This window comes from Euzebya rosea (genome assembly GCF_003073135.1).
In the GTDB taxonomy this organism is placed as follows: Bacteria; Actinomycetota; Nitriliruptoria; order Euzebyales; family Euzebyaceae; genus Euzebya; species Euzebya rosea.
This window is the reverse complement of the sequence record NZ_PGDQ01000022.1, coordinates 37,169-52,131: the sequence shown is the minus strand read 5'-3', so window position 1 is coordinate 52,131 and position 14,963 is coordinate 37,169. Positions and strand designations below refer to the sequence as shown.

General features: G+C 71.8%; 9 protein-coding genes. All 9 read right to left on the bottom strand.

The annotated features are described in order from the left end of the window. Nucleotides 1-6 precede the first annotated feature (6 nt). Nucleotides 7-573, bottom strand: a complete 567-nt coding sequence (locus CUC05_RS22205; protein WP_108668336.1) for a hypothetical protein — start codon at nucleotides 571-573, stop codon at nucleotides 7-9. Next, entirely contained in the window at nucleotides 570-2,351 is a 1,782-nt protein-coding gene (locus CUC05_RS22200; RefSeq protein WP_205712493.1) for a vWA domain-containing protein, read from the bottom strand. The genes CUC05_RS22205 and CUC05_RS22200 overlap by 4 nt, the downstream gene beginning before the upstream one ends. Continuing rightward, a complete protein-coding gene (locus tag CUC05_RS22195; RefSeq protein ID WP_108668335.1) occupies nucleotides 2,348-3,355 on the bottom strand; it encodes a hypothetical protein in 1,008 nt (335 codons plus the stop codon). The genes CUC05_RS22200 and CUC05_RS22195 overlap by 4 nt, the downstream gene beginning before the upstream one ends. Next, a complete protein-coding gene (locus CUC05_RS22190; RefSeq protein ID WP_108668334.1) occupies nucleotides 3,352-4,935 on the bottom strand; it encodes an AAA family ATPase in 1,584 nt (527 codons plus the stop codon). Before CUC05_RS22190 ends, CUC05_RS22195 begins: the two co-directional genes overlap by 4 nt. Before the next feature lie 128 nt (nucleotides 4,936-5,063). Beyond that, nucleotides 5,064-5,219: a DUF6131 family protein gene (locus CUC05_RS25195; RefSeq protein WP_170128087.1), complete on the bottom strand. Its 156-nt coding sequence runs from the start codon at nucleotides 5,217-5,219 to the stop codon at nucleotides 5,064-5,066. A 104-nt stretch (nucleotides 5,220-5,323) separates the two neighbouring features. After that, nucleotides 5,324-6,220 carry an HpcH/HpaI aldolase/citrate lyase family protein gene (locus CUC05_RS22185; RefSeq protein ID WP_108668333.1) on the bottom strand — a complete coding sequence of 299 codons (897 nt, stop codon included), beginning with the start codon at nucleotides 6,218-6,220 and terminating at the stop codon, nucleotides 5,324-5,326. Nucleotide 6,221: 1 nt separating this feature from the next. After that, on the bottom strand, nucleotides 6,222-6,746 hold the full coding sequence (locus tag CUC05_RS22180; RefSeq protein ID WP_108668332.1) for a type II toxin-antitoxin system PemK/MazF family toxin: 525 nt from the start codon (nucleotides 6,744-6,746) through the stop codon (nucleotides 6,222-6,224). 112 nt (nucleotides 6,747-6,858) lie between these two features. Further along, a complete protein-coding gene (locus CUC05_RS22175) occupies nucleotides 6,859-11,934 on the bottom strand; it encodes a cell wall-binding repeat-containing protein (protein WP_108668331.1) in 5,076 nt (1,691 codons plus the stop codon). A 168-nt stretch (nucleotides 11,935-12,102) separates the two neighbouring features. Then, complete coding sequence (locus CUC05_RS22170; RefSeq protein WP_108668330.1) at nucleotides 12,103-14,883, bottom strand: hypothetical protein; 2,781 nt, start codon at nucleotides 14,881-14,883, stop codon at nucleotides 12,103-12,105. Nucleotides 14,884-14,963 lie beyond the last annotated feature (80 nt).

Sequence of the window (14,963 nt, the reverse complement as noted above, 5' to 3'; positions counted from 1 at the left end):
GACACCTCATTCCCTGGTGGCCTTGGCGGCGGCTTCCTGCGCCCGCTTGCGGGCCAGCGCCTGCCGGACCTTCGCGGTGTGCGCTTCGGCGGCGCGGGCCTCGGCGATGACGCGCAGCCGCGTGGCGGTGTCCAGCGTCGCCAGCCGGTCGGCGGCCTGGGTCTCGGTCTCACCGGCGGGGACCACACCGGCCGCGCGCAGCAGCAGCCGGGCCAGCTCCTCCCGTCGATCGTCCTCCCCGACGAAGTCCTCGGCACGCACGTGTTCGGCGACGGTGTGCAGGTCCCCGCCGAGCAGGCGCAGGACGGCGTGGGTGCTGGTGATCGCGCCGACCTGCGGATCGGCCACCAGCCAGGCGACGACGGCGCAGGTCCGCAGCCACCCCACCTGCGCCTCGGACGGGCGTTGCGGCGTCAGCGCGTCCAGCCACTCCTCCGACAGCGGTTCGTGTCCCAGGTCGGCCAGCACGTCGGAGAGGACCGCCGCGACGTCGACGGGGCCGAGGAAGGCCGAGGGGGTTTCGGCCAGCCGCCTGGTCAGGCGCTGGACGGGCGGCCCGGCTGCGGGGCTCACGCCGGCGTCCCGGCGTAGGTGGCCCGGGCGAAGCGTCGCGCGAAGGCGACAAGGCCCTCGAGGTCGTCGACCTCCTCGATCGTCCAGCCCAGGTCGCGGGCCTCGTCGATCCCGGCGGGACGGCCGAACAGCTCCAGCACCCATGTCCCGCCGCCGCGGGCCCGACGAAGCGCGGTTGCCTGTACCTCGCGCCCCGGGGTGCCCTCCTCGTCGTCGTTGAAGATCGTGGTCACCCCGTCATCGGAGACGACCAGGATGTGGGCGGGTCGGTCGTCGTCCCGCCGGTTTCGGTAGGTGTCGCGCAGGACGTGGAGGGGGAACGCGGTGCCCCCACCGATGTGCCCGAGGACCACCCTGAGGATCGCGTCGCGGTCCTCGGTGAACCCGTCGGTGGTCTGGAACTGCTGGGCGCCGCTCCACAGGGTGGCCTGGACCCGGGCACCGGCTCGCAGCGCCGAGAGGACCAGCACGGTGCCGGCCAGCGCCGGGTAGGACAGGCGTTGCTGGGGGTTGGGCATCGAGCCGGACGAGTCGATGTAGATGTCGAGGTCGACCGGTACGGGGGCCGGCGGCGCCATGTCGTCGACCCCGTGGACGCGCTGCACCGTGGTCACGCCCGGGATGACCGTGGGGCTGGTCAGGACCGTCTGCAGCCAGTCGATGTCGGCGAGCGGTTCGCCGGGCGTCCACGGTTCGAAGCCCTCCGGCAGGACCTCGCCGGGCGTCGTGTCGGGACGGGTGGGGAACGGGACGAGGTGGCGCTGGGCCAGCTCGCGGTAGTAGCGGACGGCCACCTCGTGGCCGGTCAGGTCCATCCCGAGGGCCCGGAGGATCTCGCCGTACTCGAACGGTTCGCGGTGCTGGCCGGCGGAGGCGGTGCTGCCCGGGTCGACCCGCGGCGGTCCGGTGACGTCGGCCGGGGCCGTGGCGTCGCTCGTGGTTCGGCCGAGGCCGTTGAGGGCGGGGTCCAGCGCCGGGTGGATGGCACCGGCCTCCTCCTCCGGGTCGGGGGCGGCCAGCCCCGGGGGGATCCGTGCACCGGCACCGGCGGTGGTGGCGTCGTCCCATACCCCTGCGGGGTCGAGCGAGCCGTCGCCGTCGGCCTCGAGGTAGCCGAAGCAGAGTGCGGCGAACCGGCCGGCGCCGTCCGCCCACTGGCTGGCGTAGCTGCGGACCAGGCGGGCACAGAGCTGGGCATCACCCTCGATGCGCGACGCCAACGGCGTGCCGGGGTCGGCGTCGGTCAGCGTGCCGCCCTGCAGCGCCCAGAGGATCTCGTAGGTCCGCAGGTACATCCGCCACAGGGGCGTCGGTGTCGACCTGCTCGCCGCGGCGATGGCCCGGTACAGCTCGTGGACGGCGAGCCCCCGGTCGCGCTGCAGGCGGTCGTTGATCAGCAGGTCGGCGTAGAGGTTGGCCAGCATCGGCGCGGTGTGCTCGACCCCGGGGAGCGCCACTCGCATGCGTGCGATCACCCGGGCGGAGGTGGTGACCGACGCCGGCGCGGCGATGTGGTGGCCGATCTCGTGGCCGAGGACCTCCAGGGGTCGGTCGGCCAGCCCGAGGGCGACGATCCGCTGCAGGTCGACGACGACGGACTGGTCGGCCAGCCTGATCATGGCGAAGCTGTCGCGCAGCCCCTCCCGCCGGGCCGCCGACGAGGTGGTGCACAGGGTCGGGGGGCGCAGCCTGGTGAAGCGGCTCCACAGCCCGAGCGCGTCGGACCAGCGGTCCTGCCATGCCTCCACCAGCTCGGTGGGGACCGCACGACCCCTCACGCCGACACCCTGTCGGTCCGGCCCGTGACGGCGATCCGGTGGCTGGCCGAGGTGGTGACGGCGAACGTGTCGTCGGTGGCGGCGAGCGAGGTGACCCGCGGGATGGGCGTGGGGGGCCAGTGGTCGACCCTGCCGGGACCGACGGGGACGGTGCCGTGGGAGGCGCGCAGGAGGGTGGTGCCGAACGCGTCGGCGTGCATCCGCCAGACCCCGTCGTCGGGGCCGCCGGTGGCGTGGATGGCGCCGTGCTGGTCGACCCACACGCGGGGCGGTCGGGTGAAGGGCCCCCCGAACCCGACGAAGCCCCCGACGGGACGCCCGACCACGTACCCGTGGTCGTCCCGGTCAGCGGGGGCCGGCGGGCGGGACCAGCGGTCGGTCGGTGTCCACGACGCGAGGTCGACCTCGTCCAGGCCGACGGCCATTGCAACCACCGAGGGCGGGAGCCCATCGATCGCCGCCAGGGCGGTGTCGCGCTGGTGCGCCATGCCGCAGGTCCACGCCGCCACCCGCCCGGCTGCCAGCCACGGACCGACGCCGGCCATCCCCTCCCCCGCCAGCCTCGCGCCGAGGGCACCGATCCGGTCGACCCACCCCGCGACGTCGACCCCGGGCGTCGCGGCCACCGACAACGTCGCGTTGGTCACCGACCCGAGCACACGGACGGGGTCGGCGGCGACCAGACCGGCCATCTCCGGCAGTCGCGCCCAGACGGCTGCCACCGGTTCCTCGGCTGCGTCGCCTCCGCGGCCGACGACCTCCACGCCCCGGCTGGTCAGCGTCAGCGCCGCCCGGTAGGCGGCCTCCACCGTCGGGCCGACCGCGGTGTGGTCGACCCGGTCCACCGCTTCGGCAAGGGCGTCGACCGGTCCCCGCAGGGCGTCGGTGAACGCCTCCTCGGCGAAGCCGCCACCGAGCAGCCGGGCCTCGACGGCCAGGGCGTTGAACCGGTCGCGCCGATCCCTCAGCACGGTCCCGAGCGCCGACCCGACCGCCGACGTCACCCCCGCCACCGCAGCCAGGCCAGGTAGTTGGTGTAGCGCTGATGCAGGTACTTCAGCGCCAGGACGTCGTCGTAGACCGTCCCGTAGAGCTTCTTGCCCCTGGCCCACGACGCCAGCAGGCCCTCGATGCGGGTCAGCCGCTCGCGGGTGACCGACTCGGTCAGCCCGTCGATGCCGGCGTCGAACTCCGCGAGGAGGGCCGACACCGGATCGTCCTCGTCGCGACCCTGCCGGTCGAAGTCCGCGCACGACAGGTCGAACAGCCGCCGGATCCAGCCGACGCGGTCCGCCCGCAGCGCCGCGTTTCCCTCGGCCTCGAAGAACGGCGCGTCGAGGTCCGGCACCAGCCGGTCGTGCAGCACGAACCCGAGCACGTGGCGGACGTCGTCGAGCTGCACCGCCGCCATCCCCCGGAACCACGCCATCGCCTTGGCGAACGTCATGATCGTCATCAGCGCGCGGACCGACAGGCCGTTGAGGGTCTGCACGCCGAGGTCGGCCAGCCGGTCGGTGCCGGTGTCGTCGTCCAGCAGGTGCCGCTCGATGCCGGCCAGGCGGATGGTGTCCTTGGTCTGGTACTCCAGGACCGTGGCGGCGGACTCGGCGAACTCGAACTGGCTGGCGAAGAACTCCAGGCGACGGCGGATGCCCTCGGGGATCGGCACGGCCAGGATCTCCGCGTGCATGCGGTCCTGCTCGTCGCTGGTGAAGACCAGCTGCTCGGGAACCACCTCCGCTGGCCGGTAGCCGGCCTCGATCCGGTCCAGCAGCGCACCGAGGAACCGCGGGTTGAACGCCAGCGCCTTGACGGTCACGTCGATGCGGTCGCGAAGCGCCTCGATGACCTTGTAGGTCCCTCCGCCGGCGTCGTCGTTGGCGGTCAGGAACCACGCCCCCTCGGGGCATTCCTTGACCTGGTCCAGCATCTCGGCGTACCCGTCGCCCATCAACGTCAGCAGCGCCGACTGGGTTCGGGTCGGGATGCGGTTGTACTCGTCGACGATCCGCACCCGCATGTCCAGCCACGACCGCCAGGCGATGCGGATGTCGGCGGTGGAGGTGGCGCTGACGAGGTCGGCCGGCAGCGGGTTGCCGAGCAGGTCGGCGATGGTCATCTGCGGGTGGCCGTGCTGCATGCCGCGACGGACGTCGGTCAGCGAGTGCCCCGCGAGCACCCCGAGCAGGGTGGCCGTGGCGGTCTTTCCCCGGCCGGGGCCCCCGACCAGCAGGCATCGGGCGCGGACGGCGAAGTTGAGCAGCGGCAGCAGCACGAAGGAGGAGTAGCTCTGCCCGCTCGGCAGCGTGACCTCCGTGGCGGACTCACCGAACCGCCAGGACGGCGAGGGTCCGTCGTGGAAGTCCAGGTCGTAGTGCGGGCTGATGACGGCCCGGTTGACGATCCAGAAGTAGGCCTGGCGGAGCTTCTCGTCCAGCGGCAGCGTGCCGGCGTCCCCGGTGGCCTCCACCGGCAACGGCCCGTCGGTGTAGAGGTCGGCGACGTCGAAGGCCCGGCCGTCGGGACGCGCCCGGCGGGGGTTCGTCGGTGCCTGGGCGACGTGCTGCAGCCGTGTCCGGTCCATGGGTGCGACACGCTAACGCACGCCGCGGCCCGGAGGTGCGGGTCCGGACATGACGCGGCCCCGACCGCAGATGCGGTCGGGGCCGAAGCCGTGCGGGGGCGCTGGATCGTGTCCGCGCCGCGCCCGTCCTAGTAGTAGTGGGCCCGCCCACCGATGGCGTGGCCGAGGCGGCCAGCCAGGAACAGGACCACACCGACGACCAGCAGGATCGTACCGATGGTGGTCAGGATCGGGATACCGGCGAGGACGCCGATCAGCAGCAGGATGATGCCGAGGGTAATCACTTGATACACCTCTTTCGTTCGGGGAACTGTCAGGACCGGTCTGCTGCATGGGATGCCCCGTGCGTACGCCACTCAAACAACCCGGACTGACACCGACTAACCAGTCACTCCGGTCGAGCGCCCTCGATGCGGTCGACGAGCCGGACGATCGCACGTGCCCGCTGCACCAGTCCGGGGTCCAGCAGCTCGTCGTCGACCATCAGCAGGCCCGAGCGGTGCACCTCGGCCTCCCCGAGGCTGGCGACGATCTGGCGCGCCCAGTTCCGGGCCGCTCGGTCGGGGGTGAAGACGTCGTTGACGGGACCGACCTGTGAGGGGTGGATCACGGACTTGCCGAAGAAGCCCAGGGACTTGGCCCGCTTGGCGCTGGCCACCAGGCCAGCGACATCGTCGATGTGACCGAACACGCTGTCGATCGGCATGCCCTTCCCGGTGGCCCGCGAGACCATGACGATGTGGGAGCGGACGTGCAGCGTCGCCAGGTCGTCGTTGCCCGAGGCGGAGATGTCGGCGACGAAGTCACTGGCCCCGAACGCGGCCCGACGGGTCCGGGTCGTGGCCTCGAGGACGGGCCCCAGCAGCATCGCCCCCGACGCCGTCTCAACGGTCGGGTAGAAGCCGATCGTGCCCGACGCCATGCCGGCCGCGGCCTCCAGCTCCACCACCAGGGCATCCAAGCTGCGGACCTCGTCGACGGACTGCACCTTCGGCAGCCGCAGCGCGGTCACGCCGGGCTGGACCACCGCGCGCACGTCGTCGATGTCGAACCCGTCGGCCCAGCGGTTGACCCGCACGTGCACGTCGCACGTGGCCCCGCCCGCGCGGTCGGCCACGAAGTCGGCGACCGCACCTCGAGCAGCGACCTTGTCCTCCGGCGCCACGGAGTCCTCGAGGTCGAGGATGACGGCGTCGGCCTCGGAGGCGATCGCCCGCGCCATGGCGCGCGGCTTCGTCCCGGACGCGTAGAGGTACGTCCGGTGCAGTCCGGGTTCGGTACTCACCTCAGTAGGCCTCCCACGCGGCGACCACGTCGTCGAAGCGGTCCTTGTCCAGCACCGCACCCTCGCGACGGATCGCGTCGGGATCCAGCCGCAGCAACCGATCGAGCTTGATCCACGACGGACGTCCGCGGCTGTCCCAAGGGCCCGTCCCCAGCGGATGGTGATGGCGGTCGTCGTGTGCCCGCGAGGTCAGCGCCAGGGCGGCCACGTCGTCCTCGATGTGGCCGATGACCAGCAGGGGACGGTCCTTGCCCTGCGTCGGGTCGTCCTCGTAGGGCACCCAGGCCCAGACGACCTCGCCCGGGTCGGCGTCGTCGTCGCGGGCGGGGGCGTAGGCGACCCTCGGCCTGGCGGTGGCGGTGTCGACCTCACCGCGCCGTGCATCGACGTGCGGTGACGGCGAGGGAGCATGCGCGTGGGCACCAGGTGTGCGCGCAGCGTCGCGGCGGTCCCGGGCCGCCTTCCGCAGGGCCGGGACGACCACGTCCCGGGCGATCCGTACCAGTCGCTTCAGTCGTGGATCCATCTCGCCAACCGTACCGTCCGGGCCCCTCGGGTGGCGGGGACGAGGACCTGCCGGTGGCGCCCTGTCCCCGGACACGCCGAGGAGGGATCGCTGCGACGCGTGCGGTCCGGCCCTAGTCCGCTGTTGGCGGTGCCGCGTCGTCCAGCGCCGCCCTGACGTCGTCGCTGACCGCGACGGGCCCGCCGGCGAGCATCAGCCCACGGAGGCCGGAGGAGGACGACAGCAGGTCGACGACGACATCGGGAACGACCGACCGCGGCGTCAGCACGAGCGGGCTCCCGTGGCGGGCCGCGATGGGTCCGGCAGCCAGCGCGTCAGGCGAGGTCACGCCGTCACCGTCGCCCGAGGCGACCAGCGGGCGGCGCATGTCGAGCTGGCCACCGGCGGCCAGCTGGCCAGCAAGGGCAACCGCCGTCTCGTAGCGGGTGAGGCCCGCGACGCGGTCGACGGCGAACCCGGCAGCCCGGAGCGCCTCGGCGACGGCGTCGTCGATCGCCGCAGTCCCACCCACGATGGTCACGTCGGTGATCCCCAGCTCCAGGAGGGCGCCGAGCGCTTCCTCGGCCAGGCGGTCGGGGTGGGTCAGCAGGATCGGCCGGCCCAGTGCGGCCGCAGGGGCGCTGGCTGCCAGGGCGTCAGCGAAGTTGACGGCCGTGGCCAGGTAGGCGTGGTCGTCGACGGACCCGGTCCGCGTGGCGATCGCCGCAGCGGTGTGGAATCGCGTCGGCCCGTCGACACGCACGACGTCGATGCCCATCGTGCCGAGGGTCGAGGCGACCCCGTCGGACACCGCTGCGGTGCCACCGGCCAGGACGACCTGGTCGACGTCGAGCCGCTCGAGCTCGAGGAGCGTCGTGGTGGGGAGGTCGTCGGTCCGGGTCAGCAGCACCGGTCCGCCGACCTGGGCCGCGAGGGTGGCGGCGGCAAGCGCGTCGGGGTAGTCGTCAGCGCGGGCCAGCACCGCGGCGCCCGCGGAGGCGAACTGCGTCTGCGACAACCCTGCAGCGGTGGCGAAGCGATCCGGTGTGATCGCCGGGTCCGGGCCGTAGACCCGCAGGGTGGCCCCGTCGGCTTCCTCGAGGCCGAAGGTGCCGACCGTCACGAAGGACGCCCCTGCGGACTCGCGTCCCACGCGGGTGCCGAGCTCGTCGTGTGCACCGGTGTCGTGGAGTCGACTGATGGCGACGCGCTCGACGACGGCCTCCGCGAGGAGGTTCTCGACCCCCCGCACGCTGGCCTCGACGTACCCGTCGAAGGCATCGATGGTGGTGAAGTCGTCGTCGTCGGCGACGAGCGCGAGCTGGTACAGCGATGTCACCGACTGGAACCCGTCCACGGGCACGGTCTCGCGTCGCACGATGCGGCCATAGGCCGCCTCGCCGATGACGCCAGCCGGGACGATCACGGCGAAGCGCCCGTCGCAGGACAGGACACCGCCCCCGTCGGGGGTCACGTTCGGCGCTGCCGGGAACGGGCAGTCGACCTCGATCCCCGAACCCGGCGGATAGCCGGTGCCACCGTCGGTCCCGTCGCCGTCGGGGCCGGCCCCCAGCGTCACGCTCACCGCACGCGGCTCGCTGCGGAGTCCACCGGAGCCGACGACGGTCACGGTGTAGGTGTGCAGGCCTGGCGCGAGGTCGGCGTCGGCGAAGAAGCGCTCCCCGCGGGGCAGGACGGTGACGACCTCCCCGTCACGCGCGACCTCGTACCCGGCCACCATGGCAGCCGGGTTGCGCTCGTCGACGAAGGACAGGTTCGCGCCCCCCGCGGCGTTGGGTCCCGCGACCAGGCCGGTGACGGGGAAGATCGTGCGCAGGTCGACCGACAGCTGACCGGCCACGAGGGGCCGTCCGTCCGGGGCGGCCCAGCCGCCGTCGCCGGTGTACTGCACGATCGTCGAGCCGCTCTGCAGCTCGTCGTTGAGGGAGAGGGTGATGAGGGTGCCGTCGGCCGTCGTGGTGCGGACACCCGGGCCGTTCAGCAACCTGAACCCGGCGGGTCCGTCGGCGGTCGTGGTCACCGGTTCGGACGTGCGCACGGTGATGGTCGACAGGCCGTCGGTCTCTGCACTCAGCAGTCGTGGCAGGGCGGTCAGGCTGGCGTTCTCGTAGTCACCGACGTTGCCCGCGACGTCGGTGCCACGACCCCGGATGACGACGCCACCCATGGTCGCGAGGTCGACGGAGTCGGGGATCGTCCAGGTGTAGGAGCCGGAGCGGCCGTCCTCGCTGCTCGGCCCGTGGTTGGCCGGCGTGATCGGTCGTTCGTCCCCGTCGGCGTCGATCCACACGAGGTCGACGTCGACGACCCGTTCGTCGAAGGCGTAGAGGATCTCGATCTCGGTCGCGCCGGCGTCGTAGCCGGCGACCAGCGACACGAGCTCCGGCGGCAGGGAGTCCTCGACGATGGAGAACGTGGCAGGTGCCTCGGCCTCGTTGCCGTTCGGGTCGATGACCTCGACCCGGAAGCCGTTCTCGGTGTTGGCGTGCAGCGGGACGGTGAAGCGGAAGCGCCCGTCGGTCCCTGCGGTCCCCTCGAACAGCGCGCGGTCCTGCTGCTGGGCGAACACCATCGGCGCGGTCCGGAACACGCGGTAGGTGTTCGGCAGCGCCGAGCCGTCCGTCGTCCCGTTCAGGGTCCACGTGTAGGGGCACCCCTCGACGGGCTGGCCCGACTCCGTGCCGGTGGTGCAGTCCGTCCCGTCGGGCGCATCGGCGGCGGTGCTGACCGGTCCGGCCGGCACGCCGCTGATGGTCGGGTCGGCGGGCAGGAAGTGCTCCTCCGCGATGGTGTTGCCGGGCAGCAGGATCCGCTCGTCCCCTGCGCCCCGGAGGCTCCCGAGGCTCTGGTCGAAGGCGATCCGTGGCGTGGCGTTGGGGTCGCCCGGTGTCGACGGGAACGGCTGCACGAACGTCAGGGTGACGACCGAGCCGGCGCGGTTGGCCGACAGCGGGGTGCGGTCCGGGGTGTCGGTCTCGCCGGGCTGCTCGATCCCGTCGCTGGCAGCCCAGTCGAGGGCGATCGTGCTGCCGGCCAGGTCGACGCCGAACTCCAGCTCCACCCGCACGTCGCCGGTCCTGTTGGCGACGAGCTCGACGCGGTCGGGCCCGATGGTGCCGGCGAGGACCTCGACGGCGCCCTCCGCCACGTTGCCCGCGTTGCCGGCGAGGTCGTGTGCCTGCACCTCCACGAACAGGTCGCCGGCGTACCCCTCCGGCACCGGCACCTCGAACGACGACCGGTTGGCGGTGGTGTGGGTCTCCGTCGACCCGTCCGCGAACGTCACGACGACGTCCACGCGGTCGTGGTTGGCCTCGGTCAGGTCGTAGTCCAGGCGCAACGGCTGCCCTTGCGGATGCTCCTCCTGGGGGTCGCCGCCGAAGAGGCCACCGATGCCGCTGCTGGGAGGCGGCGGATAGGTCAGGTCGAGGACGGGGGCCGTGGCGTCGTGCACGATCTCACCCGACAGCGCCGCGCTGCTCGTCTGGCCGAAGATGTCCCGGGCGCGGGCGGAGAACCGGTACAGCCCGTCGGCGCCCAGCGGCATGTCGACCGACCAGCTGCGGTCCGCGGCGACCTCAGCGGTGTCGGTTACGCTGCCGCCGACCTGCTCGACGGCGACCTCGGTGATGGTGCTGGCGTCCTGCGCTGGCCGGAGCGTGCCGGACACGGTGACCTGCTCGGCCGCGATGTACCGCGGGTCGCCTGACGGCTGCTGGACGATGGGCGGCAGGATGTCCGGCAGCTGTCCGCCGAGGGGGCGGGTGAACTGCTCGAGCGCGTTGGTGGCCTTGTCCCGGTACCGGGTGTCGGTGGGCGACCAGGACACCGAGGCCGCGGCGTTGACCGGGGCGGAAGCGGTCAGCCGTCGTGTTGCCCCCGTGCCCGTGGCGGTGACGGCCTGGTCCAGGATCCGCCACCGTCCGGCGTTGCCGTCGGGCGTGACCGGCTCGGACAGGGTCACGACGACCGTGTTGGGGTCCTGGGGGTCGATCACGGCGTCCAGGACGAACGGGACGATGGTGTCCAGGTGGTAGGCGGTCGGGTTGAAGTCGCCGTCCTCGCGTTCGGACGCGGTCTGCTGGTTGCGGTCCTCCGAGGAGTTGCCCGACGGGTCGGTCGCGACCGCGAGGAGGGTGAACACCCGGTCCTGGGTGGACTGCCCGCTGGGCCGCGGCAGCGTGGCGCTGACCGTGGTGCGACCCAGCAGGTCGACGGATGGGCTGGCCGGCTCGATGGTCAGCTGCTGGCGCTGCCCACCCACGATCCCGAACAGGGTCAGCTGGTGGTTGGGGTTGAGGTTGGAGAGCTGCACCTCGACGGGGTTGCGGTTGCCGACGACAACGACGGGGCTCCCGTCGCCGTTCTCGCTGGTGGCGACCCCGTTGACCCGGTCGATCTGCGGCACGGCCGGGCGGATGTTGTCGGTCGTCGTCATCGTGCGCTCGGCACCGATGTTGGTGATCGGGTTCCCCGCCCGGTCGCCGTACCGTCCCCGTACGCTCTCGGGGTCGTAGGTGACGGTGTAGACGACGTCCTCGCCCCCGCCGCTGGCCAACCTGAGGATCCTGGTGCAGCCGCTGTCGAGGTTGGGACAGTCCCGTTCCTCCTGCTGCACCGCGGTGACGGGCACGTTGGTCCCCGATGCGGTCCGGACGGTCCAGTCAGCCGCGGAGTCCGACTGGGGGATGCCGCCGACGGTGGAGCGGACCACGACGGGTTCGGAGAAGATCACGACGATCTCGTTGGACGACCGGGTCACGGCGGCGACCCAGCGGGGCGCGTTGTAGTCCACGTCGAGGGTGTTGCTGCGGAACACCTGCCCGTTGACCACGATCTCGAGCTGGACGGCGTCGACCTCGCCGTGGTTGATGGCGCACCCGCTCGGATCGTCGAACAGGCAGTTCAGCGTGCCCTTGCCGCTGAGCGACCCGTTCTGGACGATGATGTTCTCCTCGGGCGACTCCGCCGCGGTGCGGTTGCGCCCCGCGATCTGCTGCTCGGCCTCCACGGAACCGTCCGGTGCGAGCGCCAGGAAGACCGCACGGCTGATCTGGCCGTCGGGAAGGCCGGACCCGCTGAACTCCAGGGTGCTGCCGCGACGCACCGACGGCTTCCCCGCGGAGTCGGTGATGGTGATCTGGCCCTGCGCGAGCACGGGAGTGGGCAGGAGCCCGAACCCGAGCACCAGGACGGTCGTGACTGCGAAAAACCGTAGGAAAGTCAATGTGTCCTTGCCCATGCCCCGTGACTGGCCTTCGATGGTACTGCCTTGCCCCATGGGGAGTCAGGTCACAGACGTCCACGACCCGGCCGCTGGTACGGCCGGGTCGTGGGTTCGTGGGGCAACGGTGACCTAGCTGGCGAAGATCACGTCGGTCGCGCTGCGGTTGCCGGCGAGGTCCTCGTACACGTCGAGGGCGTCGGTGCCCTGGAAGAGGTAGGACACGCCGTACAGCGGGACACGGTTGTCGATGCTCAGGCCCGACAGCACCCGGGTGCTGGCGGTCTCGCCCTGCTGGACGTCGAACACACCGCGGTAGAGGAACTCGTCCTGCTGCTGGCCGGCGTCGGGGTTGCGCTGGACCGTGGCCCAGTCCTGGTTGGCGTTGCGACCGCCGGCCAGGCTCTCGTTGTAGCCGACGGTGACCTGGCTGGCGTCACCCGACAGGGTCGAGGCGACGATGGCCGGGACGGTCTGGTCCAGCACCATGGTCAGGTTCAGCGGGATCGCCGAGAACTGGCTGCCGGGTGCGGCGTTGGGGTTGAAGAAGGTGATGCGACGGGTCAGCTCGCAGTTGGGGCCGACCAGGGTGCCGGTTCCGGCCCCGGTGTCGCAGCCGTTGGTGTTGGTCGGGAGCGGGATGTCGATGGTGGTGAACCCGTCCCCGTCCACGGTCGGTGCGGTCTCGGTGAAGAGGCGGTTGCCGAGCTCGTCGGTGACGACGATGTCGTAGGCAGCGGAGGCCGCACCCACGGTGATGTGGGGGGTCTGCGTACCGGGCTGGCCACCGCGGTTGACGTGGAACACGAAGTCGTTGTTGTTGGGGTCACCCAGCGGGCCGACGGTCTCGTAGCTGCCGTCGTTGGCGTCGGTGTCGTAGCGCTGCAGCTGGTTGAACAGCGGGTTGGCGGGGGCGATGCGGGTGAAGGTCACGTCCTGCAGGAAGTCGACCAGGTTGTTCGCACCGTCGTGCAGGTCGTCGGCCAGCAGGCCGCTGCCGTCGTAGGTGACCTGGTAGGGGAAGTTCGGGTCGATGGTGCTGAGCAGGCCCAGGATGCGGATGTTGTCGGGGCCGGCGACACCGGACTGGCACGACTGCCCGTTGGAGTAGAAGACCGCGACGACGGTGGTCTCGTCGACGTCCCAGGAGGAGGGAGCGCAGCCACCGGCGATGACGGACGTGCCGTCGGCGTCGTTGTAGTCGTTGGTCAGCTCGACCGAGACGTAGTAGCGGCCGCCGGTCTGGCCCAGCGGGTCCACGGTGTCCTCGGCGTTGCCGTCGACCAGCGCGGCCTCCTTGATGACGGGGACGGCGTTGTCGATGTCGGCGTCGGCGAAGGCGCCGGAGCCGTTGCCGGCTGCGTCGGTCAGGTCGGCCTCGAGCGTCACCAGGCCGAAGTCGGGCAGGGGCATGGACGCGGTGCCGTTGTTGGTGGGGACGCTGTCGGGCAGGACGAACGTGCCGCTGAAGGCGGTCCCGGAGCCGTTGACGGTGACGGGGATCGGGTCGGAGGTGGCCATCGTCAGGTTGTTGCGGACGCGAGCGGTGACGGTCAGGTCATCGGGGAGGACGGTGTTGCCCTGCTCGTCGGAGATCTCGCCGTCGAAGTCGAGGGCGTCGCCGGCCTTGCCCTGGAGCTGCCCGGCCGGGAGGTACAGGTCGAAGCGTTCGATGATCGGCGCGATGTTGTCGATCAGGATCAGGTTCGCCAGCGGGATGGTCTGGCTGTAGGCGAAGCCGTTGGAGTCGGTGCCGCCGGACAGGGTCAGGGTGCCGTTGAGGACGCCGGTCGGGACGTCGGCGTTGATGGTGATGGGGGCGAACTCGAAGGTGGCGACGGAGTTCTTCGCCCAGGGGGTGCCGTCCCAGCTGATCGTTGCCGGAGCGGTGTAGGGGCCGCCCGGTCCGGTCAGCTGCAGGCTGGCGGAGGCGCCGGTGACCGTCGGCAGGTTCAGCTTCTCCGCCTCGAGGGTCAGGTCGTAGGTGACGCCGCCGTCGTGGTTGCCGTTGCTGTCCTTGCGGGATGACCGCACGACGGGGTCGGACAGGGAGTCGAGGTCCACCTCGAGGTAGGCCTCCCCCTGGACGGTGAAGCTGCCGGTCAGTGGCCCGGCGGTGGCGCCGGCCGAGGCGATGCTGACGGACAGGGCCTCGGCGGCCTGCTCCGGCGTGATGCCTCGCTGGGTGGAGAAGGTGAAGGTGACGTTGGTGTCCTTGGTCGTGCCCTCGACCGCCGTGGCGCCGATGCCGGCAACGGTGACGGCGGGGCGCGCGATGGAGTTGATGGTGGGGACGACCGAGATGCCGTTGCGGGCGAAGCTGCGGGCCGTGAAGCGCGCGGTGATCGTCTGGCCACGGGTGGCCACCCCGTCGCCGACGACGCCGTTGGCGACCTCGACGATGGAACCGGAGACCAGCTGCAGGACCTTGACGGTGACGTTCAGGCCGGGCAGGCGGTCGAAGGTGCCGTTCGCGCCGCCGTCACCGGAGACGTCGACGACGAAGGCCTGCGTCTGCTCGGCGCTGTTGGGTGCACCGACCCGTCCGGTGAAGGGGATGTCGAGGGTCGCGCCGGGAGCCAGGCCCGTCAGGCCCAGTCCGCCGCCCACCGGCGTGAAGTCGTAGAAGCCGCCACGATGGGACACGCAGTTCCAGCCGGAGACGGCCGGGCATGCCTCGTCGAGCAGGATCGCCGGAGGGGTGACCCGGATGTAGTCGATCGTCTCGGTCGGGGCGAACAGGGGCGACTCGCCGTTGCGGACGGTGACCGTGAAGGCCTTGTCCGTGCCGGGGAAGACGGTGGACCTGTCGATCGAGGCGGACGCCGCGGGGGCTGCCGAGGCGATCACCGCGGGCAGCAGCCCGAACGCCATCACCGCCAGTCCGACGACCGCAACCAGACGCTTGAACATCGCACACACTCCCGGAAGTAGGGGGGAAGAAACTTGCTTCACCCCGCTCAACGAGCGGGGGCCCCGTGCGTTACGTGGAA

What these genes read in the sequence shown, in the direction of transcription:
- CUC05_RS22190 (WP_108668334.1), bottom strand. Translation starts at nt 4,935, where the DNA reads ATGGACCGGACACGGCTGCAGCACGTCGCCCAGGCACCGACGAACCCC.
- CUC05_RS22180 (WP_108668332.1), bottom strand. Translation starts at nt 6,746, where the DNA reads ATGGATCCACGACTGAAGCGACTGGTACGGATCGCCCGGGACGTGGTC.
- CUC05_RS22170 (WP_108668330.1), bottom strand. Translation starts at nt 14,883, where the DNA reads ATGTTCAAGCGTCTGGTTGCGGTCGTCGGACTGGCGGTGATGGCGTTC.